13 protein-coding genes are annotated in these 15,098 nt (G+C 71.2%); 6 read left to right on the forward strand and 7 right to left on the reverse strand.

Features of this window, described 5'->3' with window-relative positions; genetic code table 11:
* The first annotated feature begins 28 nt into the window (after window positions 1-28).
* Window positions 29-1,516 carry a MocR-like transcription factor YczR gene (gene yczR / locus ACFPZ3_RS63925; RefSeq protein WP_379524176.1) on the forward strand — a complete coding sequence of 496 codons (1,488 nt, stop codon included), beginning with the start codon at window positions 29-31 and terminating at the stop codon, window positions 1,514-1,516.
* Window positions 1,517-1,724: 208 nt separating this feature from the next.
* Here yczR and ACFPZ3_RS63930 read toward each other — a convergent pair whose 3' ends face one another.
* Window positions 1,725-2,081, reverse strand: coding sequence for a hypothetical protein (locus ACFPZ3_RS63930; protein ID WP_379524177.1), 357 nt, complete (start codon window positions 2,079-2,081; stop codon window positions 1,725-1,727).
* Window positions 2,082-2,285: 204 nt separating this feature from the next.
* On the opposite strand from ACFPZ3_RS63930, the gene ACFPZ3_RS63935 reads away from it, so the two are divergent.
* Window positions 2,286-4,103 carry a glycosyltransferase gene (locus tag ACFPZ3_RS63935; RefSeq protein WP_379524178.1) on the forward strand — a complete coding sequence of 606 codons (1,818 nt, stop codon included), beginning with the start codon at window positions 2,286-2,288 and terminating at the stop codon, window positions 4,101-4,103.
* 4 nt (window positions 4,104-4,107) lie between these two features.
* Here the strand turns inward: ACFPZ3_RS63935 and ACFPZ3_RS63940 are convergent, their stop codons facing one another.
* Genes ACFPZ3_RS63940 through ACFPZ3_RS63955 form a run of 4 tightly spaced genes read right to left on the reverse strand, consistent with a single transcriptional unit; the run spans window position 4,108 to window position 8,535 of the window.
* Window positions 4,108-6,633 (reverse strand): FtsX-like permease family protein, encoded by a 2,526-nt coding sequence (locus ACFPZ3_RS63940; protein ID WP_379524179.1) that lies wholly within the window; start codon window positions 6,631-6,633, stop codon window positions 4,108-4,110.
* Window positions 6,627-7,304, reverse strand: a complete 678-nt coding sequence (locus tag ACFPZ3_RS63945; protein WP_379524180.1) for an ABC transporter ATP-binding protein — start codon at window positions 7,302-7,304, stop codon at window positions 6,627-6,629. Before ACFPZ3_RS63945 ends, ACFPZ3_RS63940 begins: the two co-directional genes overlap by 7 nt.
* Entirely contained in the window at window positions 7,301-7,993 is a 693-nt protein-coding gene (locus tag ACFPZ3_RS63950) for an ABC transporter ATP-binding protein (protein WP_379524181.1), read from the reverse strand. Before ACFPZ3_RS63950 ends, ACFPZ3_RS63945 begins: the two co-directional genes overlap by 4 nt.
* A complete protein-coding gene (locus ACFPZ3_RS63955; RefSeq protein WP_379524182.1) occupies window positions 7,951-8,535 on the reverse strand; it encodes a hypothetical protein in 585 nt (194 codons plus the stop codon). The genes ACFPZ3_RS63950 and ACFPZ3_RS63955 overlap by 43 nt, the downstream gene beginning before the upstream one ends.
* Before the next feature lie 86 nt (window positions 8,536-8,621).
* Between ACFPZ3_RS63955 and ACFPZ3_RS63960 the strand changes: the two genes are divergently transcribed.
* The gene (locus ACFPZ3_RS63960; protein ID WP_379524183.1) at window positions 8,622-9,914 is read left to right on the forward strand and encodes a HAMP domain-containing sensor histidine kinase; all 1,293 of its coding nucleotides are present in this window, start codon (window positions 8,622-8,624) and stop codon (window positions 9,912-9,914) included.
* Here the strand turns inward: ACFPZ3_RS63960 and ACFPZ3_RS63965 are convergent.
* Window positions 9,902-10,579: a response regulator transcription factor gene (locus tag ACFPZ3_RS63965; protein WP_379524184.1), complete on the reverse strand. Its 678-nt coding sequence runs from the start codon at window positions 10,577-10,579 to the stop codon at window positions 9,902-9,904. The two genes, ACFPZ3_RS63960 and ACFPZ3_RS63965, sit on opposite strands and share 13 nt — an antisense overlap.
* Window positions 10,580-10,875: 296 nt before the next feature.
* Here ACFPZ3_RS63965 and ACFPZ3_RS63970 point away from each other — a divergent pair, with 296 nt between their 5' ends.
* From ACFPZ3_RS63970 to ACFPZ3_RS63980, 3 genes are all read left to right on the forward strand, one after another.
* On the forward strand, window positions 10,876-11,397 hold the full coding sequence (locus ACFPZ3_RS63970) for a SigE family RNA polymerase sigma factor (protein ID WP_379524185.1): 522 nt from the start codon (window positions 10,876-10,878) through the stop codon (window positions 11,395-11,397).
* 23 nt (window positions 11,398-11,420) lie between these two features.
* A complete protein-coding gene (locus tag ACFPZ3_RS63975; protein WP_379524186.1) occupies window positions 11,421-12,266 on the forward strand; it encodes a hypothetical protein in 846 nt (281 codons plus the stop codon).
* Between the two features lie 742 nt (window positions 12,267-13,008).
* Window positions 13,009-13,359, forward strand: coding sequence for a DUF4288 domain-containing protein (locus ACFPZ3_RS63980; protein ID WP_379524187.1), 351 nt, complete (start codon window positions 13,009-13,011; stop codon window positions 13,357-13,359).
* A 154-nt stretch (window positions 13,360-13,513) separates the two neighbouring features.
* Here ACFPZ3_RS63980 and ACFPZ3_RS63985 read toward each other — a convergent pair whose 3' ends face one another.
* Complete coding sequence (locus tag ACFPZ3_RS63985; protein ID WP_379524188.1) at window positions 13,514-14,452, reverse strand: D-alanyl-D-alanine carboxypeptidase family protein; 939 nt, start codon at window positions 14,450-14,452, stop codon at window positions 13,514-13,516.
* Window positions 14,453-15,098 lie beyond the last annotated feature (646 nt).

Genomic DNA, 15,098 nt, shown 5'->3' on the forward strand with positions numbered 1-15,098 from the left:
AGAGCATGACCAATTTCGGAGGAGTGGTATGGCAGGCTCAGGCTCGTTCCGGCCTTCGGACAGGGTGGGCCACGCCGAGCGGACGCTGGGGGGCCGGCAACTCGCCGCCATGCTGCCCGACCCGGTGCCGACCAGACCGGCCTACCGGCACCTGGCCCATGCGATCAGCGCGCTGATCCTGGACGGGCGGATCGCCTTGCACGTGAGACTCCCCGCCGAGAGGGATCTCGCCGTCGCGCTGAAGATCAGCAGGCCGACCGTCACGGCTACCTATGATCTGCTGCGCGAGGCCGGTTACGCCCACAGCCGCCGGGGCTCCGGAACCTGGACGGCCCTGCCGGAGGGCGCTCGCCCCCGCGGCGTCACACGGGCCCTGGCACCACCGGATGCCGCGATCGACCTGGCCAGGGCAGCCCCCGGGCTGTCGGAGCACGTGCTCTCCGACGCTCTCCATCGTGTGGAATCGCAGCTGGTCGAGCACGCGCACACTCCCGGCTACCACCCCTACGGCCTGCCGGAGCTGCGTGCCGCCGTCGCCGAGCGATTCACCCGGCGGGGTCTGGCCACCGTGCCCGAGCAGGTCCTGGTCACCTCCGGTGCCCAGCACGCGCTCACGCTGGTCCTGGGACTCCTGTGCGGGCCCGGCGACCGGGTCATGGTGGAGAGCCCGTCCTACCCGAACGCGCTGGACGCCATGCGCCGCGCCCGGCTCCGCCTGGTGTCAGTCCCGGTGACCGACATCGGCTGGGACATCGAGATCATCGAGTCCACCCTGCGGCAGGCCGTACCGAAACTGGCTTTCCTGATCCCCGACTTCCACAATCCGGCCGGGCATGTCATGCCCGTCCAGGAGCGCGTCCGCGTCCTGCGCGCCGCCCAGCGCGCCGGCACCTGGCTGGTCATCGACGAGACCCTGGCCGACCTCGCCCTCGACGTCCCGGCCCTGAGGCCGTTCGCCTCCCATGCCACTCCCAGCGGGGTCGGTCAGGTCATCACCATCGGTTCGATGAGCAAGATCTACTGGGGAGGTCTGCGCGTCGGCTGGCTGCGCGCCCCCGCGCGTCTCGTGACGGAACTCGCCGGGCAGCGGATCGCCACTGATCTCGGCGGCTCGGTGCTGGACCAACTGCTGGCCCTGGCCCTGCTGGCCAGGAGCGCGGAGCTGTTGCCACTCCGCCTGGAACGCCTGCGCGAGCAGCGCGCGGCCTTGTCCGCGGCGCTGGCTGAGCACATCCCGCAGTGGACTTGGCGGCCACCGCCCGGCGGCCTGTCACTGTGGGTGGACCTGGGCGAGCCCATCGCCTCGGCCTTCGCCGAGCGCGTCCTCGACTACGGCGTGCGGATCGAGGGGGGTGGCCACTTCGCCGCCGACCCGGGCGTCTTTGAGCAGCGCCTCCGCATCCCCTACTCCACGTCCGCGGACACGTTGCGCGAGGCTGTGCAGCGCATGCTCACCGCCTTGGCGGACGGTATCCCCTTGTCCTCCGCCACCCGGCGACCGCATTGGATCGCTTGACGATACCCAGCGCCGGCTCGAGCCCTGCCGATCGTGCGGCATGATGTCGCGGGCACCACAGCGGGCACTACGGCGGGCACACGGTGAACGCGTGAAACGCGTGAAGATCTTCCTGTGGTTGCTCTAACGCGGTGCGGGGCAGCGCCGCACGCTCAGGACTGAGCCGGGCACCCCGGCGCGGTGAGTCTCGGGGTGCCCGGCGCTTGGCTCAGCCGTCCTCGGGCTCGGAGGCGTCGCTCTTGCCCTCCTGCTCGTTCTGGTCACCCGCCTGGCCCTGCTTGCCTTCCTGGGCCTCGGAGCCGGCCTCCTGACCCTTGTCGTCCTGGCCGTCCTCGGCCTCGGCCTTCTCGCCCTGCTCATCCTCCTTGGTGCCCTCGTTCGGCTCCGCGCTCTCCTGAGGCGTGGCGGCCCCGTTCTCGGGGGCCTGCTCGGTGGGGGCGGCGGAGGACTGGGAGGGGGTGGGGGCGGGGCTCTGGTCGAGAGAGGAGGCGTACGCGGCAGCTCCGCCGCCCGCTACGAGGACGGCCGCGGTGGCGAGCCCGGGGATGATCACAGACTTACGCATTGAAAATATCTCCGATGCATTGACGTCGTACTGACGCCCTCAGTCTGCGGAAACGCCGGATAGCGGCAGGTTCGGCCAGCCATAACGTGAGGTTAATCCTGGCCCGAATTCCGGATGCACGCTTGCCCACGCGGGCGCGAAGGTAAGCGCCGCGCTAACCGAGTGCTGAGCGGGCGCTGTCACGTCCCTCCATAGCGTGCGTTCATGAGATCAGGCAGCAGAACGACCGTCCCGGTGCCGGTCTCCGCCGCGTTCCTGGGCCTGGGGGTGGTCGTCGGCTTCGCCGCGCGCACGCCGGCGTGGACGGCGGCGGACACGAGCGTGAGCCGGGCGGTGCAGTCGCTACGCGGCCCGTGGCTGACCGCGCCGGCGCAGGTCCTGAATGTGGGCTTCGGCACCGTTATGGGAACGGTCCTCGCCGCCGTCCTCGTCACAGTCGTCGCGCTCTCGGGACGGCGAAGCACCGCCGGACGCACGCTGCTCGTGATCGCCGCAGGATGGGGAGTCAGCCTTCTGGTCAAGGCCCTCGTCGCCCGCCCCCGGCCCCCGGCCGCCCACGCCTTGGTGCGGGAGCTCGGCCCGGACAGCTTCCCGAGCGGCCACGTGTGCCTGACCCTGTCGATCGCGGTCGCGGTGGCGCTGCTGGCCAGGAGGACTCGCTTCTTCCGGCCCGTCGTGGGGGCGGGCTGCGTGCTGGTGGCCGGTCAGATGTTCGCGAGGGTCTATCTCGGGGCGCACTATCCCACTGACACCCTGGGCTCGATCATCCTCACCCCGGCGGCCATCCACCTGGCCGTCAACGTGCGACGGCTCGGGGTGCTCCTGCTGCGTGCGGACAACCGTCGCAGGGCGCGCGGGGCAGGGCCGCCCAGTACCCGGCAGGTGAAGATCCTCCTGCTGCACGCGTACGGCATGGGAGGCACCATCAGGACCGCCTTCAACCTCGCAGGAACGCTGGCGGCCCGTCACGACGTCGAGATCGTCAGCGTCACCAGGACCAAGGACAAGCCCTTCTTCGAGGTGCCGCCCGGCGTTCGCGTCACCTTTCTGGACGACCGCACAGGCCGCCGGCCCCGTGGCGCCCCGCTCTCGCGCCTGCTCCGCAGCAGGCTCATCCCGCGGGAGGAGGCCGCCTACGACCGGTTCGACCTGCGTACCGACCTGGCCCTGCTGCGTTTCCTGCGCGGGCTGCGTACCGGCGTCCTGATCAGCACCCGGCCGGGCCTCAACCTGGCCGCCGCCCTGCTGGCCCCGCCCGGCGTGATCACGATCGGCCAGGAGCACGTCGGCTTCGGCACGCACAAGCCCTCCGTCCGGGAGATGATCCCCCGCAGGTACGGCAGGCTCGACGCGCTCGTCACCCTGACCGAGGCCGACCTGAGCGCCTACCACGCGGCCCTGGGTACGCGCGCGCCGCGACACCTGCTGCGCATCCCCAACGCCACGCCGCCCCTCACCGGCGAGCCCTCTCCCCTGAACGCCAAGACCGTCATCGCGATCGGCCGCCTGGCCAAGGTCAAGGGCTTCGACCTGCTGCTGCGCGCCTGGGAGCGGGTCAGCGCCACACATCCCGGCTGGACACTGCGCATCGTCGGCTCAGGACCCGAGCGCGCCCGCCTTCTCAAGCTGTCCGGGGAGCTCGGCCTGGCCTGCTCGGTCGACCTTCCCGGCCCCTCCCGCGACGTCGGCGCCGAACTCGACGACGCCTCGATCTTCGTGCTCAGCTCCCGCCGCGAAGGCTTCCCGATGACGGTCCTGGAGGCGCTGAGCAAGGGTGTGCCCGTGGTCGCCTTCGACTGCCCGCACGGGCCCGGCGAGATCATCACTCACGGCCACGACGGGCTCCTGGTCCCCCGGCGGGACGTCGCCGGCCTGGCCGCTGCGATCGGTCTCCTCATCGACGACGAGACCGGGCGCCGCATGATGGGGACGGCCGCGCTGACCACCTCCCGGCGATACGCCCTGGAGGTCGTCGGCCGGCGCTGGGCTGAGCTGCTGGCCGAGCTGGAGGCGGGCCGCTGACCGGTCACAGGTCGCGCAGCACCGTCAGCGGCGGGCGGCGGGCGGCCCGTACCGTCGCCGCCCCGGCCACCAGCAGCGCCGCCACACCGAGGACCGCCAGCACCGCCAGGTACGCCCACGGCACGGCCAGCGCATCGGGAGGCGGATCGAACACCCCGCTGAGCACGGCGACCAGCATCCGCGACAACGCCCACCCGCACAGCGCCCCCAGCACAGCCGCGGCCACACCGACCAGCGCCACCTCGGCCCACACGAACGAGCCCAGCTGCCGCGGAGTGGCCCCCAGCACCCTGGCCAGCGCGTACGTGCGGCGCCGCTCCGCGAAGCCGAGCGCCAGCAGCAGACCGGTGGCCACGGCCGCCAGCACCAGCGCGTAGCCGAGTTCGATGACGGTCAGGCCGGACAGGTCCACGGCGGTGAGACTGCTGCCGACGACCTGGCGGGTCGTCTCCACGTCGGTGACCCTCGCCGTCGGCCCGAGCCTGCCGCGCAGCTCGGCGGCGACCTGGCTCGGCCGGGTCCCGTCGGTGGTGATCAGGTACGTGGTGCCGGCGGGCATGGTGCGCGCCAGGTAGGAGGCGTTGGCCACGAGGAAGCTGTCGCGGGGCGCGGTCGGGAACTCGGTGATGACGCCGGCGTAGTGGAAGGGGACGGTCCTGCCGTCCTCGGTGCGCAGCCGCACCTGATCACCGAGATGAAGCTGGAAGTCGTTGACGGTCTCCTGGCTGACCAGCAACGCGTCCGGCCGGCGGGTGAGCCGGTCGAGGATCTCGCGGGCGGTGCCGCCGGAGACGTAGGCGTCGCGCAGGCGGGTGGTGGCGGGGCGGATGCCGTACAGGTCCTGCAGGTCGGAGCCGACGTAGGCGAAGCGGTGCTGCAACGGCTCCACCCGCGACACGCCGGGCACGGCCGCGAGCCGCCCCTGCGTCGCGGCGGTCTGGGAGACCGTGACGTCGGCGCCGTTGGTCAGCTCGGCATCCACCTGGGCCTGCTGGAGGTAGGTGGCGTCGAAAACGGAGGTCGAGACGGCGAAGGCGACAGCCAGCGCCGCCAAAGTGGCCGCGCGGGCCAGCGGCGCGCGCTGCCGCGTCAACATCGCCGACACGGTGCCCGCCAGTCCCCCTGCCAGCGGCCGCACCGCCCAGGTGACCGGCAAGGTCCGGGTCAGGCGCCAGATGAGCAGGCCCGCGCCCGTCCACAGCAGCGCCGGCCCGGCGAAGGCCCAGTAGTCCACCGAGAGCTGGGGCAGGCCCTCGGGGACGAGGACGAGCTGGTAACCGCTCTTGCCGGTGATCCAGAAGATCACCGCGGATCCGGCGAGCAGCCACAGGTCCAGCCCGTACCGCAGCCAGGCAGGCGAGCGGCGCGGTCCGCCGACCGGACGGCGGGCGGCCGCCACGGTGGTGGCGCGCAGCGCGGGCAGCAGCATAGTGACGACCGCGACCAGCAGTCCCAGGACGGCCGCCCACCACGACACGTTCGCCGACCCGAACAGGGCCCGCCCGGCCAGCGCGGCCAGCCCCAGGCCGGCCAGCACTCCGGCCACGCCCACCAGCGCGGTCTCGGCCAGCGCGAGCCGCACCAGCGTGCCCCTGGACGCGCCCCTGGTGCGCAGCAGCGCCTGCTCGGCTACCCGCCGCGGCGCGCCGGCCCGCGTCACGAGGCCGACGAGCAGGGCCGCAAGCACGACCGCCGGCGCGCCCAGGAACAGGAACAGGACCTGTGAGTACAGGGCGTCCTCGCGGGCGGCGTCCAAGGCCGCGCCGAGGTTGTCGCCGACCAGCCCGCTGCCGGCCATCCGCTCTTCCAGGTTGCGCGCCTGCCCGGTGACCGCGGTGTAGGCCGCGGCCGGGTCGGGCGGCAGCCGGTGGTCGACGCGGACGTGGAACTGGGTGCGCACCCGGTCGCGCGGGATGCCGTCGAACAACCGGTGCCAGTCGGCCTCCGGCAGCAGCAGCACGTTGTCCGGGGGCGCCTGCGGCTGCGCGCCCGCAGGGGCGCCGACGCGCTGGAACAACGAGTCGGCGGCGGGCAGTTCCACCACCCCCGTGACCGCCACCGCCGCGTCCGGTAGCCCCGGGCGGCGCACGGTGACATTGGCGCCGGGCTGGGCATGCAGGTTGGCGGCGGTCTGCTGAGCCAGGAGCGGCCCGTTCGCGTCGCCGGCGAGCAGGCGCAGTTCGCCGGGGAAGACGGCGGCGTAGCCGGCGGGCAGGCCGAGGACCTGGCCCGCGCCCGTCGTCAGCGTCTGCCCGGCCTGGCGGGACTCGAAGCCGTCAATCCTGGCGAAGCTCATCTGCCTGGACGTGCCGGGCATCGGGACGGACACGGTCTGGCCGGGCTGCTGCTCCACCTGCCAGTCGACCGCCACCCGCTGGACCGAGCGGGCCGTCATGGTGGCCTTGGCGGTGGCCAGAAACGCGCCCAGCGCGGCCGGAAGGGCCACGGCGAGCGCGATGCCGACCGCGGCCGCGGCCAACCGGCCCGCCCGGCGGGTCAGCAGGCCGCGCAGCCAGATGAGGATCAGCATGTGAGAGCTCCGTCGCTCATGGTCCAGGTGGCGGGCAGCCGCGCCGCGACCTGCGGGTCGTGGGTGGCGACCACAAGGGCCGCCTCCAGCCGGGAGGCCACCCCGGTCAGCAGGTCCACCACCCGGCGGGCCAGATTCGAGTCCAGCTGCGCCGTGGGCTCGTCCGCGATGATCAGGGGAGGCTCGGCGGCCAGCACGCGGGCGACCGCGACGCGCTGCGCCTGCCCGCCCGACAACTCCTCGGGCAGTGACCCGGCCAGGTCGGCCAGGCCGATCGTGGCCAGCGCGATCAGCGCCCGTTCCCGGGCCTCGGCGTCTTGGACACCCGCGATGATCAGCGGCAGCGCGACGTTCTCCGCGACGTCGAGCGGAGGCAGCAGGCTCGGCCCCTGGAAGACCACGCCGACACGGCCGCGCGGATGGTCGTCGAGTGCGGGCCAGGCGATCTGCCCCGCCGTGGGCCGGTCGAGCCCGGCCAGCAGGTGCAGCAGCGTCGTCTTGCCCGACCCCGACGGGCCGGTGACCGCGACCTGCTGCCCCTGCCGCAGCTCGCAGGTGACGCTGTGCACGGCGACCAGGGCGTTCGCCCCCTTGCCGTAGGCTCGGGCCAGACTCCGGCAGGTGACCAGCGCGGTCATGCCGGCCGTCCGATCCTTCACCTCCACGGTCATGTCGCTCGCCCGTCCTTCAGCTCCACCACGCGGTCGGCCAGCCGCCGTACGGCCGGGCTGTGCGAGGCGATCACCACGGCCATGCTCTCGCCGGCCTGCTCGCGGATCAGCCGCAGCACCGGCGCCTCCGTGTGCTGGTCGAGCTCGCCGGTGGGCTCGTCGGCCAGCAGCAGCCTGGGCCGGTTCGCCAGGGCCACGGCCAGCCCCGCGCGGGCCGACTCTCCGCCGGACAGCAGGCTTGGCCATGCCCCCGCCCTGGCCGAGAGCCCCAGACCGGCCAGCAGCTCATCGCGCAGGCGCCGATCGCGCCGCCCAGCCAGCCGCTGGGCCAGATCGACGTTGGCCGCGACTGTCAGGTGCTCGATCAGGTTGCCGCTCTGGAACAACACGCCCACCAGCCGGGCACGCAACGCGGCCCGCTCGGCCTCCGGCCGGTGGCTGATGCGGTGGCCGTCCACCCTGACGGTGCCGCCGTCCGGGTCGTCCAGCCCGCCCAGGCAGGCCAGCAGCGTGGACTTGCCCGAGCCCGACGGCCCGGTGAGCGCCACCATTTCGCCCGCGGCGGCCTGCAGGGAGACCCCGCGCAGTGCCCGCGTCTCCTCCTCGCCCGACCGGTAGAACCGGTAGAGCTCCTCGGCCTGCACGATCATGACGACGTCCAGCGGAAGGATTCGGAGACTGTGCGCCACGGGTCCACGTTGTCGGCTCCGACCGGTCCGGACAGGGTCAGGATCGCCTCGCGCCCCTGCGTGTAGAGGACATACCGCTCGATCTCGTCCTTGACGACCTTGCCGGTGACCGGGTCGGGGCTGCTGTCGGCGCGGTAGACGATCCGCACTGCTTTGCCGCCTTTCCTGCTCACCGTGTCCACCGTGCGGATGTCGCTGCTGTGCACCTGGTTCCTGACCGACGACTCGGTCGGCGGGGAGGCGGCGGGCGCGGTCTCGATGCGGATGCTGTTCAGCTTGTCGGTGAAGCCGGCCCCGGTGGGCAGGTCCGTGCGCGCCCACCCCTCGGGCACCTTCACCTCATACGGCTGCCCTGGGTGCCGGTAGGCGACGAAGGCCGTGTCGTCGGGAATGTCGCCCGGCGGATTCGACTCCGTGGGTTGTGGAGCCGCCACGGGTGCCTGTGCCTGCGGGTGAGTCTGCGTGGGGGCGGGTGCCGCCGCTCCGCAGCCCGCCGCCATCCCGGCGATGACGAGGGCCATGACGCTCTGCCGTACCTTCATGTCTCCCACGCTAGGAGGAGGCCGGAAAGCGCCCGCTGAGCAGCAGGTTAGCGGGGGGTTTACCTTTCGCCTGCCACCCTGGAGGGGTGACAGGGCAGGGGGTTCCGCTGCGGCGGCGGGTGCTGGTGGTGATCGTGAGTGTGATCGCCCTGGCCGTCGTGCTCTTCCTGGTGCCGCTGGCGGTCGCGGTGAGCCTGCTCTTCCACGACCAGACCGTGGCCGCGCTGCAACGCGACGCCGCCTGGGTGGCGGCGGCCGTGCCCGACGAGGCGCCGGCGGCGTTGAAACTGCCGACCGGCCTGCCGGGTGATCTGGCCGTGGGCGGCTACGACGTGTCCGGCTTCAAGATGTTCGGCGACGGCCCCGCCTTCTCCGGCCTGGCCCGCGCCGGCCGGGATGGGCGAGTCCATGACGCGGTGGAGGGCGATCTCCTGGCCGTGTCCGCGCCGGTGCCCTCCGACGAGGGCACCGGCATGGTCATCCGGGTCGCGACTCCGAACACCGAGGTCGAAGAGCGCGTCCATCAGGCGTGGCTGCTGATGGCGGGGCTCGCGACCTTCGTGATCGCGCTGGCCGCCGGTGTGGCCGTGCACCAGTCGGCCAGGCTCGCCGCGCCCCTGGAGCGGCTGACCGCCGCCGCGCAGGCTCTCGGTGGCGGCGACTTCAGCATTCGTGCCGCCCCTTCCGGGCTGCTCGAGGCCGACCAGGCGGGCCAGGCCTTGGAGTCGACCGCGCGCCGCCTCGGCGCCGTGCTCTCCAGGGAGCGGGCCTTCAGCGCCGACGTCTCCCACCAGCTGCGCACCGGACTGACCGGCCTGCTGCTCGGCCTGGAATCCGCGCTGTCCCGCCCCGGCGCGGATCTGGCTCCGGCGGTACGCGCCGCGCTGACCAGGGGCGAGCGGCTCCAGGAGGTGATCGACGATCTCGTACGCCTCAGCCGCGACAGCCACGCTCCGGCCGAGCCCCTCGACATCGACGATCTGATGGAGGAGCTCCGGCGGGAGTGGCACGGCCCGCTGGCCGAGCAGGGCCGCCGCTTGACCATCGCCGTGCAGCCGGACCTGCCCTCGACGAGCGCCCAGCCCGCGGCCGTGCGGCAGGTCCTGCGGGTGTTGCTCGACAACGCGCTGCGCCACGGCCGCGGAGAGGTCGCGGTCACCGTGTCCGACGTGGGCCCGGGGCTGGCCATCGAGGTGGGCGACCATGGGCCGGGCATCGCGGAGGGCACGGATCCGTTCGTCCGCTCCAGCGGTGACAGCCACGGCATCGGCCTCGCCCTGGCCCGCTCACTGGCCGAGGCCGAGGGCGGCAGGCTGGTGCTCAGCCGGGCCGGGCCGCCGCTGTTCAGCCTCCTGCTGCCAGGCCGTCATGACTCGTAGCGGTAGCCGCGCCCCCGCACCGTGACGATCCGCTCCATGCTCTCGCCGTGCTCGGCCAGCTTGCGGCGCAGCGCGAACACGTGCACGTCCAGCGTCTTGGTCGAGCCGAACCAGTTCTCGTCCCACACCTCGTCCATCAACTGCTCACGCGTCACCACCTCGCCCGCCCGGCTCGCCAGCGCCGCCAGCAGGTCGAACTCCTTGGGCCGCAACGCCACCTCGGCCTCCCCGACATACGCCCGCCGCGCGGGCAGATCGAGCCGCAGCCGGCCGGCGGTCAACATGCGCTCGCCCTGCGCGGGACCGCGCCGCCGCAGGTGCGCGCGGATCCTGGCCATCAGCTCCGTCAACCGGAACGGCTTGGTCAGATAGTCGTCGGCACCCGCGTCCAGAGCCACCACGACCTCGAACTCCTGCGTACGAGCCGTCAGCACGACGATCACCGTCTCCGGCACCTCCGACCGCAACCGACGGCACACCGCCACCCCGTCCACGTCCGGCAGCCCGAGATCCAGCAGGATGAGATCCGGCTGATGCCGGTCCGCCATCTCCAGCGCCTCACCCCCCGACGCGGCCGCCTCCGCCTGGTAGCCCTGCGCCGCCAGCGCCTCGACCAGCTCGCACCTGATGACCAGGTCATCCTCGACGACCAGCACACATGTCATGCGCCTGATCGTACTTACCCCGCCATCGCCGTCACCGGCAATGCGCCGGCCGCGCTCTCTCAAGGCGAACGCGAACGGAAGATCACGCCGAATCGCCTTCACCGGCAGCTGACGCGGCCTTCGTTCGTATGCTCCCATTGCCTCCCCGCCCTACTTTCCCAGACCAGCCCGAACCCTTTCTGACCTCCTCGGCGACTGGGACTCCCTGCCGTTCTGGTGCGATCGCGTGTCCCGGTCAACCGGCGGTCGGTCTCGGGGAGTGACAGGGGTGGCTGTCACCGACGAGAGGAGCCCGGGTGGACGCGGAGTTCGTGGATTTCGTACGCCGGCGGGGTGACCATCACCTGAGAACGGCGGTCCTGCTCACCGGGAACTGGCACACCGCGGAGGACCTGGTGCAGTCCTGCCTGGCCCGGTTATATCGCGCGTGGCCACGCCTGGACACCAGCAGCGAGCCGGACGCCTACCTGCGGCGCATCCTGGTGAACACCTATCGATCATGGTGGCGGGCGCGGTGGCGGCGTGAGATCCCGCGCGCCGAACTACCCGATCTGCTCGCTCCGGGTGACGTGGGCGAGGCGGGGGCCGTGGCAGAAGACGTACGCAAGGCGCTGGCGAAACTGCCGGTCAGGCAGCGTACGGCCCTGGTGCTGCGGTTCTTCGCGGACTTGCCGGAGTCGGAGGTGGCCGGCCTGATGGGTTGCTCGGTGGGCTCGGTCAAGACCCACACGCACCGCGGCCTGCGGGCGATGCGGCGGCTGATCCCGCCGGCCGCGCAGGTCAACCGAATCGAGGAGGAAGGGAGTGGGATCCGGTGAGACACCGAGACGAGGAGCCGAACATGACCAAGCTGGGTCCGGTAGAACACCGGGACGAGGCGCCGTCCATGACCGAACACGAACTCCGCACACTGCTCGTCAAGGCGACCGAGGACCAGCCGGAGGGGATCGACCTCCTGCCGGCGCCGCCGCGACGCCGCAGGCTCCCGCTGCCGATCACGTCGCAGGGGCGCCTCAGGATTCCCCGCCCGATGGCGTCTCTGGGCGCCGCCGCCGCGGTCGTGGTGGCCGTCGCCGTGGCCGTGGCAGTGGTGCTGCTGCCCAGCGCCCAGTCCTCGGCCCAGGCCCAGGTGGTCGCCGCAGTGGAGAACACCGGCCAGGAGAGTTACCGCATCCACTCCGTGTCCGGCCCGAAGACCTTCGAGGGCGCCTTCGACCCGGTCCGGCGGATGGGCGTCATCACCAGGACCGGGGACGGGGCCGAGACCCGCTTCATCGGCGACCTGATGTACGGCAAGGATCCAGGGGAGGCGATGTGGACGGTGTCTCCGCGCAACGATGCGGAGATGGCGGCCGCGCCGCCGGCCGTCGCCCTGGTCAAGCTCGCCCCGCTGGACCCACAGGCGGCCCTGGAACGGCTTCGCTCGGCCACTGACGTCAGGGAGAGCGGCTCCGCCACGGGGCCGGACTGGACCGGCCGGCGGTTCGCGTTCACGCTGGAGGCGGTCACCGGCAACGTCGACGTGGACGAGCAGGGCCGGGTCCGGCGCCTGGAGGTCACCTTCGGTGACGGCAGGAGCCTCATCATGGACATCATCGACTTCGGCGCGACCGTGACGGTCGAGGCCCCGCCCGCCGACCAGGTGCAGCAGGCGCCGGCCGACAAGCCGAAGCCCAAGAAGACCTGACCGGTCACATATCCGGCGTTCTCCGACGCGGCCGACCCGGCGCTCGACTCTCGCCGGGGGGCCGCGTCGCGTTCGTGGTGCGAGATGTACGTACACCTGGTGAAACACCGCCAGCCGTCGCATCGGGCTGTCCGGCCCCGTGTTGCCAACCCTCCAGGGTCTTCAGCCCAGTACTGGGAGTGTCCTGAAGATCTTGCTGGTCTGGCCAGGCTGAGGTCCGGGGTTCAGGCTCGGGCCATGATGGGCCGTCGGAGGGTTCGTCCGGGCCTGAGGCGTGGGTGGTGTGCAGGGAGATGATCCCGGTTGGGAGCGTGTTCTCGCACGGGTTGTCCGATGAGGACGCGGTCGGAGCGCTGCGGTTCGATTTGCGGTGGAAAGCGGCATGCGGGCTCGGCCTGTATGACCAGGGCACCAGTCGCGGCAACAACGCCTCCGGACATCGCAACGCAGCCTGGCCGGGACATGATCGAGCTCAACGACCTGCGATCCATCCGCCGAAAGCCCGTCGCCACAGGCAGGATCAGCGAATACCACGACGCCGCTTAACCGCAGCTCAGACCACGTAACAATAGTCGAGCGGCACAGGGTGGTCCTGGCACTGCATTTGTAGATTCGTGGGAACGGTATAGCCGCGTTGGCTTTTCGCATTTCTCCCAGCCGTACGCTGTGCGGCGGTAGGCGTAGCTGCGATATCCTTCCGGGGGAAGTAGAGAACCGCTGACGTAGGGGCCGGAAGAGGCTGATGCAAAGTCAGAGGAAGAATCCATTCATCGCCGTATTGGTTTATGTGACCCACGTCGAAGGAGGCTATGCTCGCCCTCGATACAGTGAGGACATCGCTTTGATCTATGCTTCCTCCGAGGAAGAAGCTCGTGCCGTGGCGGAATCCTCGGGACGCGGTGATGAGATCTCCTACGCCAATGAATACGGCGAATCTGTGGAGTGGACGTTTCTTGGGGTGGCGGATGTGCGTAGCGCCCTATATGAAACGCTGGACGAGAACATCACCCTCTATTCAAGGAGCTTCTATGATCTAGCTCAATACAAGGAGCTATTTTCCATCTCCTCCCTAAGGGCTGAGCGGAGCCCTTAGGCGGATTTCGAGATGCCGGCGACTGTGCACCGGGACGGGCCAGATGCTCCACCACATAGCCACGGATCGCATCTCGCAGCAGGCCGGCGTCCCATTTCGCGCGGGCGAGCAGGGTGGTCAGGACGCCCGTGAGGCGATGAACGGCTGGGGGCGTTCACGAATTCGGTGTTCTTTGACGATTCAGGTATCGCTGGGCCGCCACGATCAACCGCCTGCTCGCGATGAACGCGGCCTCCTTCCTCTCCTCGAGCGTGTCCTCGGGATCGCCCTGGCGCAGGACCACCCCGAGGATCAGCCGGTCGCGGTCCCCCGAAGTGGGATGGGCGGCCCACAGCAGTGCTCCGCCCGCCGGTGTGCTGGTGCCGGTCTTGAGTCCGATCACGCCGGGCAGTCCGAGCAGCTTGTTGCTGTTGACGATCTCATCCGCAATGCCCGGGACGGTGGTCTTGGCGGTGGCGACGATGTCACGCAGCACCGGGTTCTTCATGGCCTGCCTGGCCAGCTTGAGCTGATCCACCGCCGTGCTGACCGTGGTGGGTTCATAGCCGCTCGCCCCGGTGTAGGTGGTGTTCTTCATGCCCAGCTTGGCGGCGGTCGCGTTCATCTTGCGAGCGAAGGCCCGCTCCGAGCCGGCGTCCCAGCGGGCCAGCAGACGTGCGGCGTTGTTTCCCGAGGGGATCAGCATCAGCTCGAGAAGCTGCCGCTCGGAGAAGATCTGGCCCGCGGTGATCGGCACCGTGGACTCGTCTCGGTTGCCTGACTCGATCGCCGCCTGCCGGTCGACCTGGATGGACGGCCCTGCGGCGTTCCTGCCGAGCGGGTGGTCACGAAGAATCACCAGAGCGGTCATCACCTTGGTGACGCTCGCGATCGCCACGGGCCGCTGCCTGCCGTGCACAGTGAGACTGTCTGCTTGCCCGTTGACGGTGACAGCCGCCTGTCCCGTCGTCGGCCACGGCAGAGCCCACGGCCAGGCTGAGATGATCGATGCCGGCGTGGAGTTCGGTAACGACGCCGGCTGGGCCTGCGCGCCGCTGTTGTAGACCAGCCAGCACCCGACGGCGAGGACGGCGGACACGGCGACGCCGATCACCCGCGTGATGAGAGAAGGACGAGACGGCAAGGGCTGTTCACCTCCGGTAGACCGCGGCGCGCTTGTCACGCCCACGTGGGTCGTGCGTAGGTCGGCGCTCATGGGCGGGCAGTGCTGATCGACGGCTTCGGGGCGCAGGTCGTTGCGGCAGGCGTGACCGCGGCGTACAGCCGGTCATGGGGCTGGGGCGGAAGGGTGCGTGGCTCGTTCATCACGAACCACCATTGGCGCTGGATGTGCGCGCGTTGTCCGCCACATGTCACCGTTCATCGACGGCGGCCACCGCCGGCGCGACCGTGACTCCGCCATGACATCGCGCGGACGAGGCGAGGACACGGCCGGCCGACAGCGGACGGGGTTGACCGGCCGGGAGGGAGAGGGGGGTGACCGGCGGGCGGGGTTGACCGGCGGATGGGGTTGACCGGCGGATGGGGTTGACCGGCGGACGGGTTGCCGAGCGTGCGGCGAAACCCGGCGGCGTGTCGTGATCAAGCGGGGCGGCCGTACGCCGAAGGACCGCGGCGCGGTCGTCTCGGCGGGCGTGAACGGCGTGGTGTCGCTGGTGGCGATGAAAACCGGACGCCCACGTACGGCTGGCGCACCTCAGCAGCCATGGCGACGCCGACCAGCTGCGGCGCGGCTACAA

This window comes from Nonomuraea insulae, assembly GCF_042656245.1.

What these genes read in the sequence shown, in the direction of transcription:
- yczR (WP_379524176.1), top strand. Translation starts at nt 29, where the DNA reads ATGGCAGGCTCAGGCTCGTTCCGGCCTTCGGACAGGGTGGGCCACGCC.
- ACFPZ3_RS63930 (WP_379524177.1), bottom strand. Translation starts at nt 2,081, where the DNA reads ATGCGTAAGTCTGTGATCATCCCCGGGCTCGCCACCGCGGCCGTCCTC.
- ACFPZ3_RS63935 (WP_379524178.1), top strand. Translation starts at nt 2,286, where the DNA reads ATGAGATCAGGCAGCAGAACGACCGTCCCGGTGCCGGTCTCCGCCGCG.
- ACFPZ3_RS63940 (WP_379524179.1), bottom strand. Translation starts at nt 6,633, where the DNA reads ATGCTGATCCTCATCTGGCTGCGCGGCCTGCTGACCCGCCGGGCGGGC.
- ACFPZ3_RS63945 (WP_379524180.1), bottom strand. Translation starts at nt 7,304, where the DNA reads ATGACCGTGGAGGTGAAGGATCGGACGGCCGGCATGACCGCGCTGGTC.
- ACFPZ3_RS63955 (WP_379524182.1), bottom strand. Translation starts at nt 8,535, where the DNA reads ATGAAGGTACGGCAGAGCGTCATGGCCCTCGTCATCGCCGGGATGGCG.
- ACFPZ3_RS63965 (WP_379524184.1), bottom strand. Translation starts at nt 10,579, where the DNA reads ATGACATGTGTGCTGGTCGTCGAGGATGACCTGGTCATCAGGTGCGAG.
- ACFPZ3_RS63975 (WP_379524186.1), top strand. Translation starts at nt 11,421, where the DNA reads ATGACCAAGCTGGGTCCGGTAGAACACCGGGACGAGGCGCCGTCCATG.
- ACFPZ3_RS63980 (WP_379524187.1), top strand. Translation starts at nt 13,009, where the DNA reads ATGCAAAGTCAGAGGAAGAATCCATTCATCGCCGTATTGGTTTATGTG.